This window comes from Cytobacillus depressus (genome assembly GCF_008923245.1).
GTDB lineage: Bacteria > Bacillota > Bacilli > Bacillales > Cytobacillaceae > Cytobacillus > Cytobacillus depressus.
Map to the genome: position 1 here is coordinate 21778 of NZ_WBOS01000016.1, position 19872 is coordinate 41649.

At 39.2% G+C, this 19872-nt stretch carries 16 protein-coding genes; 4 read left to right on the plus strand and 12 right to left on the minus strand.

The window, feature by feature from the left end; genetic code table 11:
• Nucleotides 1–14 precede the first annotated feature (14 nt).
• Complete coding sequence (gene dsdA, locus F7731_RS20970; RefSeq protein WP_151536758.1) at nt 15–1364, minus strand: D-serine ammonia-lyase; 1350 nt, start codon at nt 1362–1364, stop codon at nt 15–17.
• A gap of 375 nt (nt 1365–1739) precedes the next feature.
• Between dsdA and F7731_RS20975 the strand changes: the two genes are divergently transcribed.
• Nucleotides 1740–2288, plus strand: a complete 549-nt coding sequence (locus F7731_RS20975) for a hypothetical protein (RefSeq protein ID WP_151536759.1) — start codon at nt 1740–1742, stop codon at nt 2286–2288.
• Nucleotides 2289–2385: 97 nt separating this feature from the next.
• On the opposite strand, the gene F7731_RS20980 is transcribed toward F7731_RS20975, so the two are convergent.
• A complete protein-coding gene (locus F7731_RS20980) occupies nt 2386–3345 on the minus strand; it encodes a PLP-dependent cysteine synthase family protein (RefSeq protein ID WP_151536760.1) in 960 nt (319 codons plus the stop codon).
• Between the two features lie 128 nt (nt 3346–3473).
• On the opposite strand from F7731_RS20980, the gene F7731_RS20985 reads away from it, so the two are divergent.
• Nucleotides 3474–4028, plus strand: a complete 555-nt coding sequence (locus F7731_RS20985; RefSeq protein ID WP_151536761.1) for a helix-turn-helix domain-containing protein — start codon at nt 3474–3476, stop codon at nt 4026–4028.
• 272 nt (nt 4029–4300) lie between these two features.
• Here F7731_RS20985 and F7731_RS20990 read toward each other — a convergent pair whose 3' ends face one another.
• The 3 genes from F7731_RS20990 to hutU all read right to left on the minus strand — a co-directional run bounded on the left by F7731_RS20990 (nt 4301) and on the right by hutU (nt 8665).
• Nucleotides 4301–5575 carry a YjiH family protein gene (locus F7731_RS20990; protein ID WP_246197369.1) on the minus strand — a complete coding sequence of 425 codons (1275 nt, stop codon included), beginning with the start codon at nt 5573–5575 and terminating at the stop codon, nt 4301–4303.
• A gap of 157 nt (nt 5576–5732) precedes the next feature.
• A complete protein-coding gene (gene hutI / locus F7731_RS20995) occupies nt 5733–6989 on the minus strand; it encodes an imidazolonepropionase (RefSeq protein WP_151536763.1) in 1257 nt (418 codons plus the stop codon).
• Nucleotides 6990–6991: 2 nt separating this feature from the next.
• The gene (gene hutU, locus F7731_RS21000) at nt 6992–8665 is read right to left on the minus strand and encodes a urocanate hydratase (RefSeq protein ID WP_151536764.1); all 1674 of its coding nucleotides are present in this window, start codon (nt 8663–8665) and stop codon (nt 6992–6994) included.
• 522 nt (nt 8666–9187) lie between these two features.
• On the opposite strand from hutU, the gene F7731_RS21005 reads away from it, so the two are divergent.
• The gene (locus F7731_RS21005; protein WP_151536765.1) at nt 9188–10120 is read left to right on the plus strand and encodes a hypothetical protein; all 933 of its coding nucleotides are present in this window, start codon (nt 9188–9190) and stop codon (nt 10118–10120) included.
• A 167-nt stretch (nt 10121–10287) separates the two neighbouring features.
• Here the strand turns inward: F7731_RS21005 and F7731_RS21010 are convergent, their stop codons facing one another.
• The 6 genes from F7731_RS21010 to F7731_RS21035 form a co-directional block, all read right to left on the minus strand.
• On the minus strand, nt 10288–12198 hold the full coding sequence (locus tag F7731_RS21010; protein WP_151536766.1) for an acyltransferase family protein: 1911 nt from the start codon (nt 12196–12198) through the stop codon (nt 10288–10290).
• Between the two features lie 601 nt (nt 12199–12799).
• On the minus strand, nt 12800–13645 hold the full coding sequence (gene rsiV / locus F7731_RS21015) for an anti-sigma-V factor RsiV (protein ID WP_151536767.1): 846 nt from the start codon (nt 13643–13645) through the stop codon (nt 12800–12802).
• Nucleotides 13638–14141 (minus strand): RNA polymerase sigma factor SigV, encoded by a 504-nt coding sequence (gene sigV, locus F7731_RS21020; protein WP_151536768.1) that lies wholly within the window; start codon nt 14139–14141, stop codon nt 13638–13640. The genes rsiV and sigV overlap by 8 nt, the downstream gene beginning before the upstream one ends.
• A 232-nt stretch (nt 14142–14373) precedes the next feature.
• Nucleotides 14374–15852 (minus strand): response regulator transcription factor, encoded by a 1479-nt coding sequence (locus F7731_RS21025; RefSeq protein WP_151536769.1) that lies wholly within the window; start codon nt 15850–15852, stop codon nt 14374–14376.
• Between the two features lie 379 nt (nt 15853–16231).
• Entirely contained in the window at nt 16232–16798 is a 567-nt protein-coding gene (locus tag F7731_RS21030) for a histidine phosphatase family protein (RefSeq protein ID WP_151536770.1), read from the minus strand.
• 259 nt (nt 16799–17057) lie between these two features.
• Nucleotides 17058–17309, minus strand: a complete 252-nt coding sequence (locus F7731_RS21035; protein ID WP_151536771.1) for a hypothetical protein — start codon at nt 17307–17309, stop codon at nt 17058–17060.
• 145 nt (nt 17310–17454) lie between these two features.
• Between F7731_RS21035 and F7731_RS21040 the strand changes: the two genes are divergently transcribed.
• Nucleotides 17455–17793, plus strand: coding sequence for a YmaF family protein (locus F7731_RS21040; protein WP_151536772.1), 339 nt, complete (start codon nt 17455–17457; stop codon nt 17791–17793).
• Nucleotides 17794–17976: 183 nt separating this feature from the next.
• Here F7731_RS21040 and F7731_RS21045 read toward each other — a convergent pair whose 3' ends face one another.
• Entirely contained in the window at nt 17977–19689 is a 1713-nt protein-coding gene (locus F7731_RS21045) for a methyl-accepting chemotaxis protein (protein ID WP_151536773.1), read from the minus strand.
• Nucleotides 19690–19872 lie beyond the last annotated feature (183 nt).

A 19872-nucleotide genomic window follows, 5' to 3' on the forward strand; every position in this document is an offset into this window, starting at 1 on the left:
TTGATAATTACTTATTATATTGTTTGTTTTCCTCTTTCGTAATATCGCTTCATTTCATTCTCAGGCACCATACTTCCGCCTGTTCCCCAGACAATATGCGTTCCAGCCTGTAAGTTTTGCTCTAACTCATTCTTATTTAAATAAGCTTTACCTGCTTGTGATTTAAATAATTGGACATAGCTTGCAAAACCAGCGAGAGCGGACGGTTCCAGATAGATTTCCTCCTCCGTTGCAAGCAAAGCCAAGTAAGTAAATAATTTTTCATCTTCGACCGTGCAAATGCCGCTAAGTTTGTTTTCAATCGTTTTGCCGATAAATGCAGATGGACGTCCCACTGCAAGTCCGTCAGCTTCCGTTTTGTTATCAATGCCAAATTCCTGAACGGATACTTCATCATGCAGTTCTGTTACTAATCCAAGAAGCATGCATGGGGAATGGGTTGGTTCAATGAAGAAGCAGTGAACATGATCACCAAAAATTTGTTTAAGACCAAATGTCACTCCGCCAGGACCGCCGCCAACACCGCAAGGTAAATAAACGAATAATGGATGCTCTTTATCTACCTTCACATTCTTATCCTCTAGCTGCTTCTTTAAACGAATTGCTGCTACTGCGTACCCAAGGAAAAGACTTTCTGAGCTTTCATCATCGACAAAATACATATTCGGATCCTCATCAGCCTGCTTTCTTCCTTGCGCGACAGCTTCACTAAAATCAGAAGCATGCTCAACTACGACAACACCCTTTTCACGAAGCAAATCTTTTTTCCATTGCTTTGCGTCGGCTGACATATGCACATATACGTTGAAACCAAGCTTTGCGCTCATAATTCCGATGCTAAGCCCTAAATTCCCTGTCGATCCAACTGCAATAGAATAGCCAGAAAAGAACTCTTTACACTTTGGCTCCGCTAAAATCGAGTAATCGTCCTCAAGTGTTAGCATGTTATTATTGATAGCCAGTTCCTCAGCATATTTCAAAATCTCATAAATTCCGCCTCTTGCCTTAATAGAGCCTGAAATCGGCAGATGGCTATCCCCTTTTAAAAATAAGTTGCCAGGCAACTCCGTTTGATAGAATCCTTCAAGCCTTTCTTGCATTTTCGGAATATGAAAAAGCGGCGATTCAATAATACCGTGATCTTTCGCCGTTTCCGGAAATACCTTTGCTATGTATGGAGCAAAACGAGCAAGCCTTTTTTCTGCGTCGATTACATCCTCCATCGTTAAAGAAGGTGCCTCTCCACTTGTGTTATGCTTCGGATTGGTCCAAAAAACTTCCTTTAAATCCGTCATTTCTGATAGAATCGGATATTCTTTTTTCCATTCCGCAATTGTTTTTCCATGAATAACATTCGTTGACATATAATCACTCTTTCTAGTTGGAAAATTATTTTGAATATGATCAGCAGGAAACGAGCTTCAACTGAATTTCTTCCTTAGAAGCGCCTCTATGATGTTGTCTGATAATTCAAACCTTATAATTCGTTATAACATTTTCTAGGGGAGTTGAAAAGAAAAGTGAATAGCTTTTTTGTCTTATTCATATTAACCGATTTTATCAATTAATTTTTAATTAAGAAATCATAAATATAGAAAATGCATTCATTTATCGAGCTACATTGTATTTAAATAAAATTGAAGGTTATTTTAACTTTGAGTGGTTTATTTTATAAAAAACATGGAGGCATTTATTTGTCATATTTAGTTTATTTGAACAACGTATAGGAGGACAGGTCAATGAATACACGGGAAATCAAGGTCCAAAAACAAGGATGGATTCCTAAAAAGGAACGAGTATGGATAATCGTAGCGATTATTATCGCTGTTTCGATAATGTTTTGGGAACTTAAGGGACTATCACAGCTTTCATTAACCACTTTGCACAGCAAGCAGTTCAAACATACATTTAAAGGTTTTGGTTCCAGTGCAAGAATTGCCTTATTTTTTGTACTTGCTTATTATGTGCTTCTTCGTATTATTAGGCTTCGTATGCTGAAAGGTCAAAGCAAGGTAAAAAAGTGGTTGTCCACTTTACTGCGCTTTACCCGAAGATGGCATACTCCAGCAGCGATTATCGCCATCGCTTTTATCATCTTGCATACGGTAGCTGTCTTTATGCACGGCTTCAAATTTGATTTTAATAATATTAGCGGATTGGTTTCCTTGCTAGTCCTGCTTCCAGTTCCTATATCGGGACTATTTCGATATCAGAGGATGGACCGGAAGTGGCATTTGCGGTCTGGTATTGCTTTTGCAATTCTATTTTTAATTCATTCTTTTTTATAACCAACAGCCGTTAAGTAACACAAGAAAGTATCGATAATCATATCGATACTTTCTTGTGTTATTCAATCAATTAGAACGAAGGGGGAAAGCCAATCATTTATTTATACAGATCTGTGCTTAGATATTTAAGACCAGAATCATTTATCGTTAATACGATATTTGCTCCTTTTTCTTCCTGTTTCAATAGTTTTAGTGCAGCAGCAACATTCGCTCCTGAAGAAAATCCTGCAAATATTCCTTCTTTTTTTGCTAAATCTCTTGCAACTTGTGTAGCCTCATCATCTGTAATATGAATGTAGTTTGTAACTAAATTTTTATCCAGTAGAGGCAAGTCCATTAAATATCCCCCACCTTGAATCTTATGATTTGGATTCATTACAGGTTTACCAGAGTAAAAGGGGGCAGAATCTGGTTCAACTAAATAGCAACGAATGTCGGGGTTATACTTTTTTAAAGTTTTCGCGCATCCGGTAAAAGTACCACCAGAACCTGCAAAATCTAGAAAAATATCTATTTCTCCGTTTGTTTGTCTCCACATTTCTTCCCCTGTGTGATATTCGTGAGCATGTATATTTCCAATATGATTAAATTGATCTGCACGAAATGCGTTTCTTTCTTTTGTTATTTGTTGTGCTACCTCTTCAACTTTTGCAAGATCCTCTCCAGATACTTGCCCTACCGGTGAACCAGGTACTTGGTCTACTAAAACAACCTCTGCTCCCAGCGCTTCCATCATTCTAGCTCTTTCCAATGAATTTCCCTTAGACATGACAGCAACAAATTTATAACCTTTCACTCCGCATACAATCGCAAGTCCTGTACCAGTATTGCCGCTTGTCAGTTCTACAACAGTTTGATTAGGCTTGAGTATTCCTGCCTTTTCAGCCTCTTCAATTATCTGTAAACCAATTCTATCTTTTTTGCTAAAACCAGGATTTAAATATTCAAGTTTAGCAAAAATATTTCCATCAAGACCTTCTGTAATTCTAGATAGATGAACCATTGGAGTGTTACCAATAACTTGATGAACACCTGAAAAAATAGAACGGTTTTCCATAGACAATTTCCCCTTTTTCATATACTTTGGACTATATAGTGTATATTTGAACGCTATATGGTTTTATAATATACTATAACGCACATTTGTACAATATGACGTATATATGTTTTATTGGAGGTCAATTTATGGATCAAATTAATAAAAATATCAGCAAAAATATAAAACGTGTCCGGCAGGAAAGAAATTTTAGTTTAGATAAAACATCCGAATTAACAGGTGTTAGCAAAACCATGTTAGGACAAATCGAAAGGGGCGAGTCGAATCCAACTGTAACAACTCTTTGGAAAATAGCAAATGGGCTACGATTATCATTCTCTTCACTAATAAGTCAAGATAGACCATCTGTTACTTTAATAAAAAAGGAGGAAGTAGAGCCAGTTATTGAAAATGATGGACAGTATCGTGTGTATCCACTTGTACCATTTAATCCGGAAAAACAGTTTGAGGTCTTTTTAATAACCTTAGAACCAGGATGTGAGCATAAATCAGAACCGCATAATGCGGGAGTAGAAGAATACATTTTTGTATATGAGGGGACTTTAGAAGTTGAAGTTAATGAAAAGCTATATGTAGTCGATTGCGAGGACTCGATTATTTTTGATGCAGGCAGACCTCATATTTATAGGAACAAGGGAAATAGGAAAGTAAAGTGTTCAGTTTTAATTCACTATCCTAGTTAATCAATGTTGATGTGGTAATGCTTTAAATATACTATTCGTTTTAATAGCTATTCCTGTGTCAATTATTGAATTTAAAGTTAACAAGAGGAATAGGGAAATTTGTTCTTTCATTAAAGGGGCTTTTCTGAAGTAACCGAAAAAAGAACCAAATCATCAATTAAATGAGGTAAAAACATCAAGCAAGTATGCTTCACGATAGTTTGGGAACTTATTTATTTAAAAGAGGAGGCAGACTAGCAAAGTCTACTTCCTCTTTTTCTTTCAGAATAACTTTACAGTATTAGATAGGCAATTGGCGTAACAATAATAATTGTCAGTATAACCCGCTCAATCCAAAGGATGATAAGCTGAGGAATTGAAATTGGAATTTCTGTCGCTACGACACAAGGGACGAATGCTGAGAAGAAAATAATCGCTGAGACAGAGACAACAGCAATAACAAATTTCACCACAAGTACAGATTCTGTCACTAGCAGGGCTGGCAAAAACATCTCCGCAATGCCAAGTGCACTTGCTTTTGCAGCGAGCATTGGTTCCGGCAGCTGCATTACGGCCGTAACCGGATAAAATATATAGCCAATCCAATCAAATATTGGTGTATATTCCGCTAGGACTAATCCTAACAATCCAATCGATAATATTGACGGAAGAATAGCCATCGCCATTAGCAAGCCATCCTTTACATTCGTCCAGATGTTATCAAGCAAACAAGGTGAGTTAGCCACTGTTGCCTTTGCTTCACTCCATGCCGCTACAAATCGGTTCCCTTGAATTTCAACTTCTGGTTGAGGTGTAGATCCTTCATAATAGTCATCTTTAATTTTTGATAAAGGCCAAATTCTCACCGTTATCGCAGTTACCGCAAATGTCACAACGAGCGTTACCCAAAAATATGTATTCCACATTTCCATCAAACCTAATGTTTTAGCTACAATGACCATAAAAGTAGCCGAAACCGTTGAAAAACCAGTGGCTATGATTGCTGCTTCTTTCGCTGTATATTTTCCCTCTTTGTATATTCGATTTGTGATTAATAGACCCAATGAATAGCTACCGACAAACGATGCTACGGCATCAATGGAAGATCGTCCCGGAGATTTCCAAATCGGACGCATAATCGGCTTTGCCAAAACGCCGACAAATTCAAGTAGACCGTAACCAACTAGAAGTGCCAGAAAACCCGCACCAATCGGGACTAGCAGGCCGACGGGCACGACGAGTTTATCGAATAAAAATGGACCCATGCTCGGATCAAATAACCATGCTGGACCGAAGTTAAATACAAGCATAAGACCGACTAATAATCCGATCGCCTTAAAAAAAGAAAAAACAATATCTACCTTCGATTTTTTCCATTTTCCTGAAAGAAACGGATAAATGGCACCTGCTGCAATAATAAGCAGCGCATAATATGGTAAAGCTGGCGCCGCGTGCTTTTGAATAAACGAGACAATATGATCGAGCATGATAGAGTTTTTCTCTCCTATTGTTACCGGAATGAAAAACATGAAGGCACCAATCAGGCTGTATACGAAAAACTTCCACATTTGCGGAGATTCGTACGTTACCTCTATTTTGGGAACTGCAGTTTGCCTATTCACCTCTTGATTTGTATTCATTCACAATCCCCTTCCTTTTGAAGTAAACGACGCTATCGGCAAAGGCGGCTGCTTATAAATTGCAGCCACCTTTGTTTCATCGTTCTTACACCACCTGAACCCCTTTTTTCCAAACAGACTTCACATGGTTAACGCCAAATAGATATTGTAATTCTTGATAGCTTTTCACATTCCATAGAACGATGTCTGCTTGTTTTCCTACTTCGAATGATCCAACTAGATCTTGCCGATTGATCGCACAAGCCGCATTGTAGGTTGCAGCGGTTAAGCTTTCTGCTGGTGTAAGTCTCATAGAAATACAAGCTAGATTCATAACAAGCGGCATAGAAGTGGTTGGAGAAGACCCAGGATTGGCATCTGTAGAAATCGCAACTGCAACACCTTCATCAATCATCTTTCTTCCCGCTGCAGCCTGTTCGCGTAAATAAAGAGCTGTTGCTGGAAGTAGACATGCGATGGTTCCGGATTTCGCCATTGCTTGAATTCCTTCGTCAGATGCCTTTAATAAATGCTCAGCTGAAATCGCACCGACTTTTGCTGCTAATTCCGCTCCCCCGTATGGTTCAATTTCATCCGCATGAATTTTTGGAATCAGCCCGTATTGTTTTCCAGCTTCTAAAATACGCTCTGATTGTTCAGGGGTAAAAACGCCTTTTTCACAGAACACATCATTGAATTCAGCCAATTTTTCCTCAGCTACGATAGGCAGCATGTCTTCTATTAAATGGTCAACAAATTCATCTTCTCTTCCCTTAAAATCAGGCGGAACCGCATGAGCCCCCATAAAGGTCGGAACGAGATCAATTGGATGAGATTCCTGAAGCTTTTTCATCACTCTTAATTGCTTCAATTCTGTTTCAAGATTCATGCCGTAGCCGCTTTTTCCTTCAACAGTTGTCACACCGTGCTGAAGGAAAGAATCCAGTCTACGTGTTGTCTGTTCAATTAGCTCTTCTTCTGAAGCTTCACGGGTCATGCGGGTCGTCGCATGAATTCCGCCGCCCGCATTCATAATGTCCATATATGTTGCACCCTCAAGGCGCATTTCAAATTCACGTTCACGGCTTCCGCCATAAACAACATGTGTGTGAGGATCAACGAGACCTGGTGTAACTAAGTGTCCAGTGGCATCTACAATATCAGCTTCTTCCGCTCTCGCCTCGTATTGCTTTTCAAGCTCCTTCGTTGTCCCTACAGCTTGAATGACGCCATTTTCCAACCATAAGCTTCCATCTTCAATAATCCCCAGCTCAGACATCGCTTCCTTGGAACGTGGTCCCTTCTCTTCGGAAGCAAGCGTAGCAAGCTGTGTGATATGTTTAATCCAAATTGGTTTTGTCATTCTTATTCATTCCCTTTTTTTAACATCGGAATATTGACGCCTTTTTCACGTGCTGTTTTCTCTGCTAGTTCATAGCCAGCATCCACATGGCGAACAACTCCCATACCAGGGTCTGTTGTTAATACACGCTCAAGACGAGCTTCTGCTTCCTTCGTTCCATCTGCAACGATTACCATACCTGCATGTAGTGAATAACCCATTCCAACACCGCCGCCATGGTGAACCGATACCCATGTTGCGCCGCCAACAGCATTAATCATCGCATTTAAAATCGGCCAGTCAGCTACAACATCTGAGCCATCCTTCATTCCTTCTGTTTCACGGTTTGGCGAGGCAACTGAGCCAGAATCTAGGTGATCACGACCAATAACGATTGGTGCTTTTAGTTCTCCTCTTGCCACCATGTCATTGATGATTTTTCCAAATCGAGCTCGTTCGCCGTAGCCTAGCCAGCAAATACGGGATGGGAGTCCTTGGAATTCAATTTTTTCTTGTGCCATGCGGATCCAGTTGCAAAGATGCTCATTATCGCTAAATTCACGTAAAATAACTTCATCTGTTTTATAAATATCTTCAGGATCTCCAGAAAGTGCTACCCAGCGGAAAGGCCCTTTTCCTTCACAAAATTGCGGACGGATATAAGCTGGAACGAAGCCAGGGAAAGCAAATGCATTTTCTACCCCTTCATCCTTCGCAACTTGGCGGATATTATTGCCGTAATCAAAAGTAATCGCGCCCTTTTCCATCATATCGAGCATCGCTTGAACATGCTTTGCCATAGAAGCCTTTGAGCGCTTCACATATTCTGCTGGATCAGCCGCTCTTAATTCAGCAGCAGCTTCTAGCGTCATACCTGAAGGAGTATATCCATTTAATGGATCATGAGCCGATGTCTGGTCTGTTAATACATCCGGGATAAAGCCTTTTGCGATCATTTCTGGAAGAATATCAGAAGCATTTCCGATTAAGCCAATTGACAAGGCTCTTCCTTCGTACTTGGCTTCCAGTGCCCATTGAATCGCTTCATCCAATGAATTTGTTTTCACATCTGTGTAACGCGTTTCAATTCGACGGTCAATGCGTGTTTCGTCGGTATCAATGCCGATGCAAACCCCTCCGTTCATTGTTACAGCAAGTGGCTGCGCACCACCCATACCGCCTAGTCCTGCTGTTAGCGTAATTGTGTTTTTCAGTGTGCTGTTAAAATGCTGCTTAGCTAGCTCAGCAAACGTTTCATACGTTCCTTGAACAATTCCTTGAGAACCAATATAAATCCAGCTTCCCGCCGTCATTTGTCCGTACATCATTAAGCCTTTTTTATCAAGTTCATGGAATGTATCCCAATTCGCGTAAGCAGGTACAATATTCGAGTTTGCTAGAAGAACACGAGGTGCATCTGTGTGTGATTTAAAAATGGCTACAGGTTTACCTGATTGAATAAGAAGTGTCTCGTCATCTTCAAGCTCTTTAAGGGATTTTACAATCGCATCGAAGCTCTCCCAATTTCGCGCTGCTTTTCCAATTCCGCCGTATACAACAAGTTTTTCTGGATGCTCAGCCACATCTTGATCTAAGTTATTCATCAGCATTCGAAGCGCCGCCTCTTGCTGCCAGCCCTTCGTATTCAATTCTGTTCCGCGGTAGCGTACCACTTTTTCATCTGCAATCGTTTTCATAATATCTGCCTCCCTTTGTTTATATTTTTATTGTATAGGGAAATTTCAGATAATTATTTATGAAATATTGATGTTTCTATAATTTATCTCAGTTAACTTCATTGGAATTGTATTATTTATAATTTATTTCATCGTGGAATGGATTGTGAAAAAATGATTCTAAATGAAATTTAATCAAACGTTTGATTGATGCGAGATCGGACACTTGGACGGGCGTTCGGAGTTGATGTGTCCGTTATGAGGGCGATATCGGACATTTGGACAGAGAGGCCGCTTTGATTTGTCCGTAATAACGACGATATCGGACATTTGGACAGAGGGGCCGCTTTGATATGTCCGTAATAACGACGATATCGGACATTTGGACAGAGGGGCCGCTTTGATATGTCCGTAATAACGACGATATCGGACATTTGGACAGAGGGGCCGCTTTGATTTGTCCGTTATTACATTTTGTAACAAAATGTCATTTTTTCCGTCTAATAAGTGAAAACTAAAAAAAAATTCTAGGAGGAACATCATATGAAAAAAACATTCACCATCGCAAGTACACTCCTTTTAAGTATGTCCCTGTTTGGCTGTTCAAACACAACCAACACTTCCCCAGAGCACCCGTCTGAGCAGGCATCCGAAAAACCTAAGGAGCCGCAGGAAGCTGGTCAATCCGATAAGAAGCTCGTGACTAACATTGTTGAGGAATTTGGCAAAAAGCTACAAATGGTATCGCTGCTAGCGCCGAAAAAAGAGCTGAAGAAAAATATGACAGAACAATATGGGGGTCTCGTTGCGAAGCCCTTATTGGAAAAATGGATCAATAACCCAGAAGGCGCTCCAGGACGCCAGACGTCAAGCCCATGGCCGGAACGGATCGAGATTCTTTCCGTTGAGAAGGCTACAGATGCCTCTTATAAAGTAAAAGGAGAAATCATCGAGATCACAAGCGTAGAGAAGGAAAAGGGCGGCTTTGCAGCCAAACAGCCAATTGATCTGACCGTCAAAAAGAGAAATAATGACTGGCTCATAACCGATGTAACGCTAGGCGAGTACGCGGCCGATGGCATTCAGTATAAAAATACAGATTATGGATTTGAAATTTCCTTGCCCGAAAGCTGGATGGATTATCAAATTTTAACCGATAAGTGGGAAGGCATGTCACCGCAAAGCGGCAAGGTCATTGAAACAGGCCCGCTACTTCCTATCAGACACCCACAATGGACGAAGCAGAACCCGCGCCAGGATATCCCTGTCATGGTGTTCACCCATGAGCAGTGGGACGCGATGCAGGAAGAGAAATTTCACATTGGTGCCGCACCAATGAATCCTAAGGAGCTAGGACGCAACGCGGATTACGTCTTTGCCTTGCCAGCAAGATATAACTTTGCATTCCCGACTGGGTATGAAGAAGTTGAGAAGATATTAAATAGCGAGGCTTTTAAGGTCATTGAAGAGAAATAAGAAAATTTCGCCATAAAAAAATTTCACTCCAATTGTTAGTTATGTCTAACAATTGGGGTGCATGTCAATGTGCTTTCACGGTTTCCTGACTTAATTCTAGAAGTTCCTGAAGAATATTAGATAGCTTCTATGCATGAAAGGGCAGTATGCCCCCACTGATGAAAGTTTCACTTCAACGCTTGGTCAATACATGTTGTTAAAGCTTCGATCCCTTTAGGCACTAAGTGTACACCGTCAGGAGCGAAGTATTCTGGATGGTTGATGGCTGCAGAATGCCAATCCACCAATGTGATATTCTTATTCTCCTTGGCCTTTGCTGCTAGCGCATTATTCACTTGGCTTTCCCATGGGCGGGGTACGCGTGTGTTCACTAAATAGATATGAGCTTTGGAGAATGATTGAAGTAATGAATCTATTTGATTATTGGTGAAATAACCATTTGTACCTAATTCAATGATAACGGCATTTTCCGGTTGATTAAAATTTTCGTAAGAGTGTGCGAGTTGAACGGCTTGAGATACTTGCCTTCCGACTTTTCCATCTATCGTCATATCAGGATATTTTTTATGAAGGCTTGCTGCAATATCTAACATCACAGAGTCCCCAATAGCCAATATTTTCGAATAAGTTTTATTGACAGTTGTGACACTTGTTTCTGATTTCTCCCCTTTTGATATTTCCTCGTTCTGTTCCTCTTTTGGTACGAATCCTTTTCCATTATCATCATCGGAGGAATTTCCCTTCATTCCCATGATTTCTTGTTTTTCAAATGAGATCGAAACAGAACCTATACTACTAGAAGGCTGCTCTACATGATTTATTTTCACTTGGGTTGGATATGGATCGATCGAATCCTTTTGCTCATTCCCTTTTACCATACTGGTAATACCAGTAGTAAACACTAGTAGAACTAGTGGCAGAAGGATTGTTGGAACTTTTCTAACTAGAGGGAGTTTACTCCACTTCAAGACATTGATGGCAAGATACTGCTGAAGGAATGGTCTGAATCCATGTTTTCGGATCGGCATTTCAATAAAGCGATAGGAGATTTCTGCAATGATAAATATAATCACAACTTGCAAACCAACACGCCAGATTACTGGATTCCCTATTTCATAGACAGGGGTACCCAACACCATAACTGGGTAATGCCAAAGGTAGATTCCGTAAGATCTTGAACCAACCCAGCGAAGGGGCTTAAAAGAAAGCAATTTTCCCAAAAGGCTAACTGGATGACTAATACAAGCGATCAAAATGGCCGCATTTACACAAACTAACACCATCCCTCCTCTATAGAGAAAAGATTGAAATTCATCCAAAAATACGACGGAAAGAATAAGAATCCCAAATGTAATGAAACTCGTTAAATTCAATATGTTTCCTAACTTAGTAGTAAGATTTCTAGAAGAAAGTCTCTTCATTGGCCAAATAAAGGCAAGAAAACAACCAATAAGTAATTCAAAGGACCGAGTATCTGTCCCATAATAGACACGGCTTGCATCTGTACCAGGCTGATATAATAAGCCCATTAAAATAGCAGAAAATATAATCCCTATTAGCACCAGGATTGAAAAGCTGCTACGCTTTTTAAATAGATAAGATCCCGCAATTAAAACGATTGGCCATAGGATATAAAACTGTTCTTCAATCGCTAGTGACCACAGATTCTTTAAAGGGGATGGTGAACCAAAACTATCAAAATAGGAAAGCTTGTGAAATATAAACCACCAATTACTAGTATAAAAAAGCGAAGAAATAGCATCTCCTCGTACAGTGTGTAAGAGATCTTGATTAAACAGCATAACCCACACAACAGTGGTAATAACCATTACATATGCTGCTGGAAGTAATCTTCGAAAACGTTTCACCCAAAATTCACGCAAGTTTAGATTCATTTGGTTACCTTGGGCTGCTAAAGCAATAGATGTGATTAAATAACCCGATAAAACAAAAAAGATATCGACTCCCAAAAATCCTCCTCTAGCCCAGCTAAAGCTAAAATGATAGGCCATGACGGATAGTACAGCGAATGCGCGGAGTCCGTCTAATCCAGGAATATAGTGGTGTTTCTGTGTCATGCTTAAAAATCCTCCTCAAAGTAGTCCTATTTCTTCATGGTGTTTGTAAAAATATTCCTAAGGTATCCATCCCATCCTCTATCCTATGTAGACAAACGAAAATAGTTTTAATTTGTTTACTTTTTCGTTCCGGTTAATAGACGCTAACATCTAATCATTTTGTTTCCCTAAAATAATAAATATTTTGTGGAAATGATTCCCATACCAAAAAAAGGTAATGAAGGACTTGTATTTTTTAAAAAGACTATTTTCATAAAGTTTGTTGCTTTATAGGTGGGAATATAAATTAAATATCTGAGTTGATTGGAGCGGAGAGTACTTGACTCCTCCAAAATGCATCCGCATTTTGTCGTGCGGAGTCTATTCCCGGATGTTTATTCAATGTCCTGCGGGAATGGAGGGAAGCGGGAGACCCCGCAGGCGATAGCGCCGAGGAGGCTCCCGTCCCTCCCCGCGGAAAGCAAGTGCCCGCAGCGGAAATCAACGGGCAAACTACAAAGGCTAAAAACAACAATATATGCGAAAAGAGCCTATTAAAAAAAACAGCAAGCGTCCCTTTCTTCTTATTAAAACGAAGAGAAGGACGTTTGCCGTTTTCAACTTAATGAATATATCTATCCCCAGCGAGGATATCCGAAATAACCTCGGTTGGAATTTTAAACTCTACTGCCCCCATATATCCAGGAGCGACCTCATATTCGTCAAATGAAATCACGAGTATATGATCATCACTAATGTAAAACTGCTGGTTTGGATCAATTTGTGTAAAAGGTTCTACGTCCTCATCTGTTAAAAAATATATCTTATTAGGGTCTGCTTTCATCTGTTGTTTCATTTGCTCTTTAATGTTTTCACTAATGACTTTTACGTACTGATCATCTTTAAATAAACTCTTTAAAGTGATCAACGATTGATTCTCTTTATCAATGGTGACATAGCGGTTCTGTACATATCCAGAAGCCTGTATGGTTTCAATACTGCGGCGGATAGATAATAGATGAGGCGTATCGGTGACCACCTCGAAATCACTATCAATCGCTAGGTGGCCATTCTTGTTGGCCGCAGTGAACTCCTCATAAAGTTTTTTGCTTTCTTCTAGATATTTTTCATTTAAGCTGCCTTCCAATGTCTTATTTTCAAGGCCTGAAATCGCCGGTGTTTTCACACTAATGCTTGTGTTATTCTTTTCTTCTTTAAACTCATTAAAGGTAATCACTTCTACAATCCCTTTCATAAAAGGAACTTTTGACATGGCATGCGCTGCAGAAGGGCTGAAGTTGACCATTACCGTTAGCAGCATGGCCGCTGCAGCAGCCCCTGCAGGCCATATATATAGGTGTTTTTTCTTTTTCTTTTGCGGAAGTGCCTTCATGATTATTTCATCTAACTCCTTTGGTATCGGAACGTTCTTATACTCTTCTTTTAATTGTTCCAGTTTCTTATCCATTGATTAGCTCCTCCTCGGTGATTGAGACTCGTAATAGCTTTAATCCTTTGTATAGCCGTGTTTTTACTGTATTAATATTTACTTCTAAAATCTTGGCGATTTCCTCCAGCTTCAAATCCTCAAAGAAACGAAGGATAATGACGGTTTTATACGGAATCGGCAGTTCATCTAAAGCTTTCTGAAGATCCATATCCTTGTAAGTGTCTTCTTTTCCTTTGCTTAAAAATTCAATCGTTTCATCATCTGCAAGGGTTAATTTCTTTTGTTTTCTTAGAAAGTCAATCGCAGTCCGCACGACAATTTTATAAAACCAGCTTTTCATTGAGTTCGGGTCGTTTATTTTGTTTAAAGAGGTCAGTGCTTTTTTTATTGATTCTTGAATAATATCCAATGCATCCTCTTGATTTTTTACGTAGCTGTAGGCTAAACGATAGAAATCATCTTTGTAGTCAGTAATACAGGTGATAAATCGTGCATGCACATCATGTTTCTTCATTTCCTTTCAAGAGCTCCTTTATAAAAAATACATTTCATAACTAGTTACATAGTATGGACGTTCTAGCCTAATAAAAAAGTTTTCATAAAAAGAAAAAACAATTCTTTACAATGAAGCCGAAACCATCCTTCTAAACGTGCATCGAAATGGACTTTTTCCCATTTAATCAAACGTTTGATTGATTTTACTTGAATACAAAAAAGGGAGCCCACTATTATTGGACCCCCTTTACTTAATTATTACTATAACCGCTCCGATAAGCGGAAGGTGTACAAGACTCAAGCTGTTTGAATTTCGCATTAAAATACGTTTGATGTGTATATCCTGTTAATCTTGCCACTTCTTCTAATGATAAATCTGTCTCTTGGAGGAGGCGTTTTGCCTCCTGTACTCTTACTTGGTGTAGCAAGTCACGGAAAGATACTCCTGATTCTTTAGCAAATCGCCGACTTAGCGTACTTTTATTTATTCTAAGTGCCTCAGCGCATGCAGCTAAGTTCCACCCCGCATCCCAATAATTCGATTCAATTAATTCTCTGACTTTTTCAACGAGTGAACGAGGACCTTCCTGTAAAAGCTGATCTTTAACTTGATGAAGCAGTCGGCCTGTAAATGCAAGAAGCTCCTGCACAATTTGATAAATAACCGGTTTATGAATAATTTGTTGGAAAACTTCATGATAGTCAGCTTCCAAAGATTCACTCTGAAGATTGTAAGATTTCATATGTCTGCGAATTTGGGCAAGCACACTTGTAAGTCGAATCCGGACCATTTCAGGATCTGGGTATGGCTGCTCATACGTCAGAAATTCATGCTCCACCCACTCTTTAATTGCATTTGTATTTTGCTTCTCAAGCATTTCAATCCATTGACGCTGCTCAAGTGGTGTCAGGAAAGGGTCCATCTCTCGCGAAAGTATTTGATCATTCTCAGCTAAAATAATATCGTACCCTTCGAAAAAAATCCGCTTCGTCAATTGTTGGATTTGCTGATATTTTTGCTTTAACGAGTGTTCTGATGAACTAATACTAATTACAATGGCTAGAGGCTCATCCATCTGCACCTTCCATCTCGTTAGAAATGAATGAAGGACCTCCTGTAATGTTTCAATTTTTTCTGTTTCCTGCACGCATAGGATAAAATCCGATAAGGCAAACAGTGTATTTTTATCCGGAAAGGGGTATCGCTGTAATGCATCGTATACAAGATGAAGCAAACTTGAGTTTGGCGTCAAAAATGCCACCATTGTAATCGGATAGTCAGTTTTTTGATTGCCAATAAAAAGGTCTGGATATTCGATCTGATTGTTTTCTGTATTAAAGCTTTGATTCGAGAAGAAAGGTTTTTCATTTCGAGCCAGAAAGCGAAGCTGCTGAACATGCTTCACTAAATCGTCTGCCGAAAATGGCCTAAACAAAACATCCTCTGCTCGAAATCTTAGCGCACGGTAGGCTGTTTGAAATATTCGTTCAGAAGAAATCCCCAGCCAGCGGATTTTATGCCTCTGCAGCATTTCACAAATTCGCTCACTTTCCTTCCCCCACCTATCCATATCAATAATAACTAGATTCGGCCTCAGCTTTTGTACCGACTGAAAAAGCGTCTCCATAGAATCACACTGACTTAATCGTATGCCTGTCAAATGTGATTCTATGATCCACCGAATTCCCTGTGCCTCTAGCGTATCCTTTGCTAGGACATGTATATCCACAGAATCCACCTCTTAAAACAGAAAAGATTTTATTAATATAACATTCTCCTAAAAGCAAACAATTCCTTTTAATATCAATCTAATTCAGAAAAAAATTATTCAAAATGAGGTTATAAAGCTGGGGAACAACAGTCAATTTATTAATCAAACGTTTGATTAAACCTCCTCATTCCTGCTGTTAAAAAATCGTTTGGTTAATCTTGAATTTCTTGGAGCTGTAGGTACGGAGCATTAATCAAACGTTTGATTGAATTGGAAAAACCACCCAACTAATCAAACGATTGATTGATTTTTTACAGATTGGGCATTTGTTATTTTAGGAAACTATAAACGGACGGGTTTATTAGAGATCTTCCCTTCTTTTTCCACGAAAAATAAATCATTCCCCTTCTCTATTCCACAGCCGAGTCACTTCTATCAGCCTAAAATGATCAAAGGATAATTTATAAATATCCGGCATGTCCAGTTCTCGCCAGAATTCAAATCCGTATCTTTCGTTAAAATAATTCATGATTAAAACCATTATGTTTCCGTGAGTGCCTATCACAATATTTTTTCCTTTATGCTTTTCTAAAACCTGCAATGTTGCCTGAACACCTCTAACTTGGGCTGATTTATTCGATTCTCCTCCTACCCAAGAAAAAGAGTCATCCTCCCATACTTTTGCAATTGCCGCATGAAAATCATCGGCAGGTTTTTCAGATAGTTTCCGTTCTTTGAAGTCGTCTTCAATTATTACCTCTTTACCTAGCAATCCTGCAACACCTTCAACAGTTTGAATGGCCCTTCTGTACGGGCTTGAAATAACATAATCAATTTTTTCATATTTAAGTATTTCTGTAATTTTCCTAGCATCAAGAAATCCTTGCTCTGATAACGGCCTTTGCAATTCATCTCGTGTATAAACTGAATGGGCATGGCGAACAAAAAATAAATGAGCCAGCAATTTAGGACCCTCCGTTTTATCAATAAATATTATTCAAAACTATATTAACTTCTCAATCTTCAACAAATATTTTTATTAATCAAACGTTTGATTGAAAGTCCTCTTTCTTGCTGTTAAACAATCGTTTGATTAACTTCGAATTGCTTGGGGCCGTAGGTACGGAGCATTAATCAAACGTTTGATTAAATTTGAAAAATCAATTGTTAATCAAACGTTTGATTGATTTTTAATCGATTTGGCATTTATTATTCTGGTAAAGTTATTCACTATTGATTTTTTCCTGCCAGTCCTTCTCCATTCTATCCCACCCGTACATCCCAAATAATAATGCTAATAAGATACATACAATCCAAACGAGTAAAAGTTCAGTAAAATCAAATGTGATTCGAAATGAGTTAAGAAGAAGTTTAATTATATAGTAGTCAATAACGAATGGAATCGAAATAACCATGCCAAACCCAAGAATAAATCGCCTTTTCCCTTGCTTTCTCATTTGCCCCCACGTTTCCACAGTGATTATCTCCTCCTACATGCAAATAAAGTAAATTCATACTATTATATGTTTCTAATTAACTATGCAATGAACCAAGAATTAATATCCAATTAGCACGCATATACATGTAGAGGTTAAAAATATCCATGCTGAGGTGAGTGACTTGAATAGAGTGGGAAAGGATGATTTTAAACCGGGTTTTGTGCCTCATCATAATCATGGGTCTGTTGATTATACTTCTGTAAGTGGCGGACATGTCCATCAGTGTTTGGATGTTACTTCTCCTCCTATCCAAACTCAGGACGGAAACCATATTCATTACACGGAAGGATATGTGCTTTTTGAAGATGGGCATAATCACCATTACATAGCGTATTCAGGCCCTGCCATCCAAGTTGGAGATGGTATGCATGTACATTATTATGATTTCTATACGAGTGAAAACGATGGGCATCGACATCGGGTAAAAGGAGTTGACCATCCAGCGCCTGGCAGTAAATAATCAAATGACAATGCCCGAATTTTGGTCACTTTCTATGACCTTAATGCGGGCATTTTTACGGTTTATATATTTTCAATAAAGGACATTTTAAGCGGGAAAAGTCCAAAAGCCGCCGTTATAATGACGATAACGGACATTGCAAGCAAAAAAAGCCCAAAAGTGTCCATTTAAATGGTATCGCAATTAAACTTTAAATTCCCCGATCAACGATTTTAATTCTTCTGCTACTTTCGATAAAGCCATGGAGGAAGCTGCGATTTCTTCCATCGATGCTAACTGTTCTTCCGTGGCTGATGAGACTTCAACAGTACCTGTGACGGCTGCAGCAGCTACTTCGTTGACGATATTAATGGCGTCTAGAATTTGTTCTGAGCTTGCAGCCATCTGCTGGACGGCCGAAGAAACATCAAGGATTTCAGTAGCCACCTCTTTTACAGAGCTTTGAATCTCCTCGAATGATTCGCCCGCTGTGTTTACGATTCCGATTCCTTCATTTACTTCTTCATAGGCCTGTTCCATGGAAAAAATAGCTGATTGTGTTTCACTCTGAATAGAGGTGATGAGTGCCGCAATTTTTTGGGCAGATCCTGCAGATTGTTCAGCTAGTTTTCGAACCTCAGCAGCAACAACAGCAAATCCCCTTCCATGCTCCCCCGCTCGTGCCGCTTCAATTGCAGCATTCAAAGCAAGAAGATTAGTCTGGGCGGAAATATCGGTAATAACCTTTATGATGGAGCCAATTTCTTTTGAACGCTCACCCAACCCCCTAATCGTATCTCCTAATAAAGAGACTGTTTGATTAATAGAGTTCATTTGATGAATTACATTTGAAATCGTTTCATTTCCTTCTAATGCTTTTTCCGAAGTTACCAGCGCTTTATCTGAAGCGCTATGGGCATTCTGAGCAATGTGACGAACACTTGCGGACATTTCGTTAATAACTTTCTTCGTTCCGCCTACACTTTGCACTTGTTGATCTGTTCCAGCGGCCAATTCTTGAATGGTACTCGCAATATGCTCCGTTGCTTTATTCGTCATTTCTGTACTTGCCGTTAATTGCTCAGCAGCAGAGGCTACATGCTCTGACGTTTGTGTAACCTGTTGAATGAGCCCTTGAATACCGTTCACCATACTATTAAAGGATTCGGATAATAATCCGAGTTCATCTTTGGATTGAACACTTCCTCTAATCGTAAAATCGCCTTTCTCCGCCTTTGCCATAAGACTCTGAATTTCCTTCATAGGACTCGTTATCAGCTTTATAATGACTAACCCCATGCCAGTAAAAAAGACGGCAGCTAGTAAGGAAACAAACAGCATGATCATGGTAGCCTGATTCTTTTTATCAGCATTTGCTTTATTCAGATTTTCTGATGCCTTAATGTTACTGTCACTGATCACATCCGAATAACCGCTTACTGCTACTTTTACACTATTCAGCTTTGTTGAATATAAAGAATATGCTTCATCAGATTTACCAGCTAAAGCCAAGTCTACTATCGTTTGAAGCTCCTTTTCATAGGCGTGTAGATGCTCCTGCAAGTGATTAAAATTTTGTTTTGAAGCTGCATCTAGGCCCGTCGCTTCGTATTCATTCATTAGCTGATTATTTTGGTCAAATCTCTCATTAATTTTTGTTTCTAGATCAACTTGCTTAGCCCGATCGTTTGTAATCATCAATTCAAGGACAAATGAATCCAGCGCGCGATTATTATTTCGAATGAGATTAATATTTTTTATTGGAATTAATCGATCCGTATACATTTCTTTTGTATTGGCTGACATTTGGCTCATATATATATAACCTATTGCACTTATACTAATAAGAAAAATAATGGCTGTGCTAACTAAAACAAATAATTTATTTTTTATTTTAAAGTTTTTAATTAACTTCACATCTATCCCCCTCCCCTAAATTCTCTTTAGTTAGTAGAATCGACCTAATAATAGGAATAGTTCGACAAAACTTGAGGTAATTCCTTCTTTTAGGCCAAATGTTTTATTCTCGCTTTTTTAAACAAATGCCAAAAAGACCGAACTCAGGATGCTTTCCACTCCTAAAGTTCGGTCTAACGATTA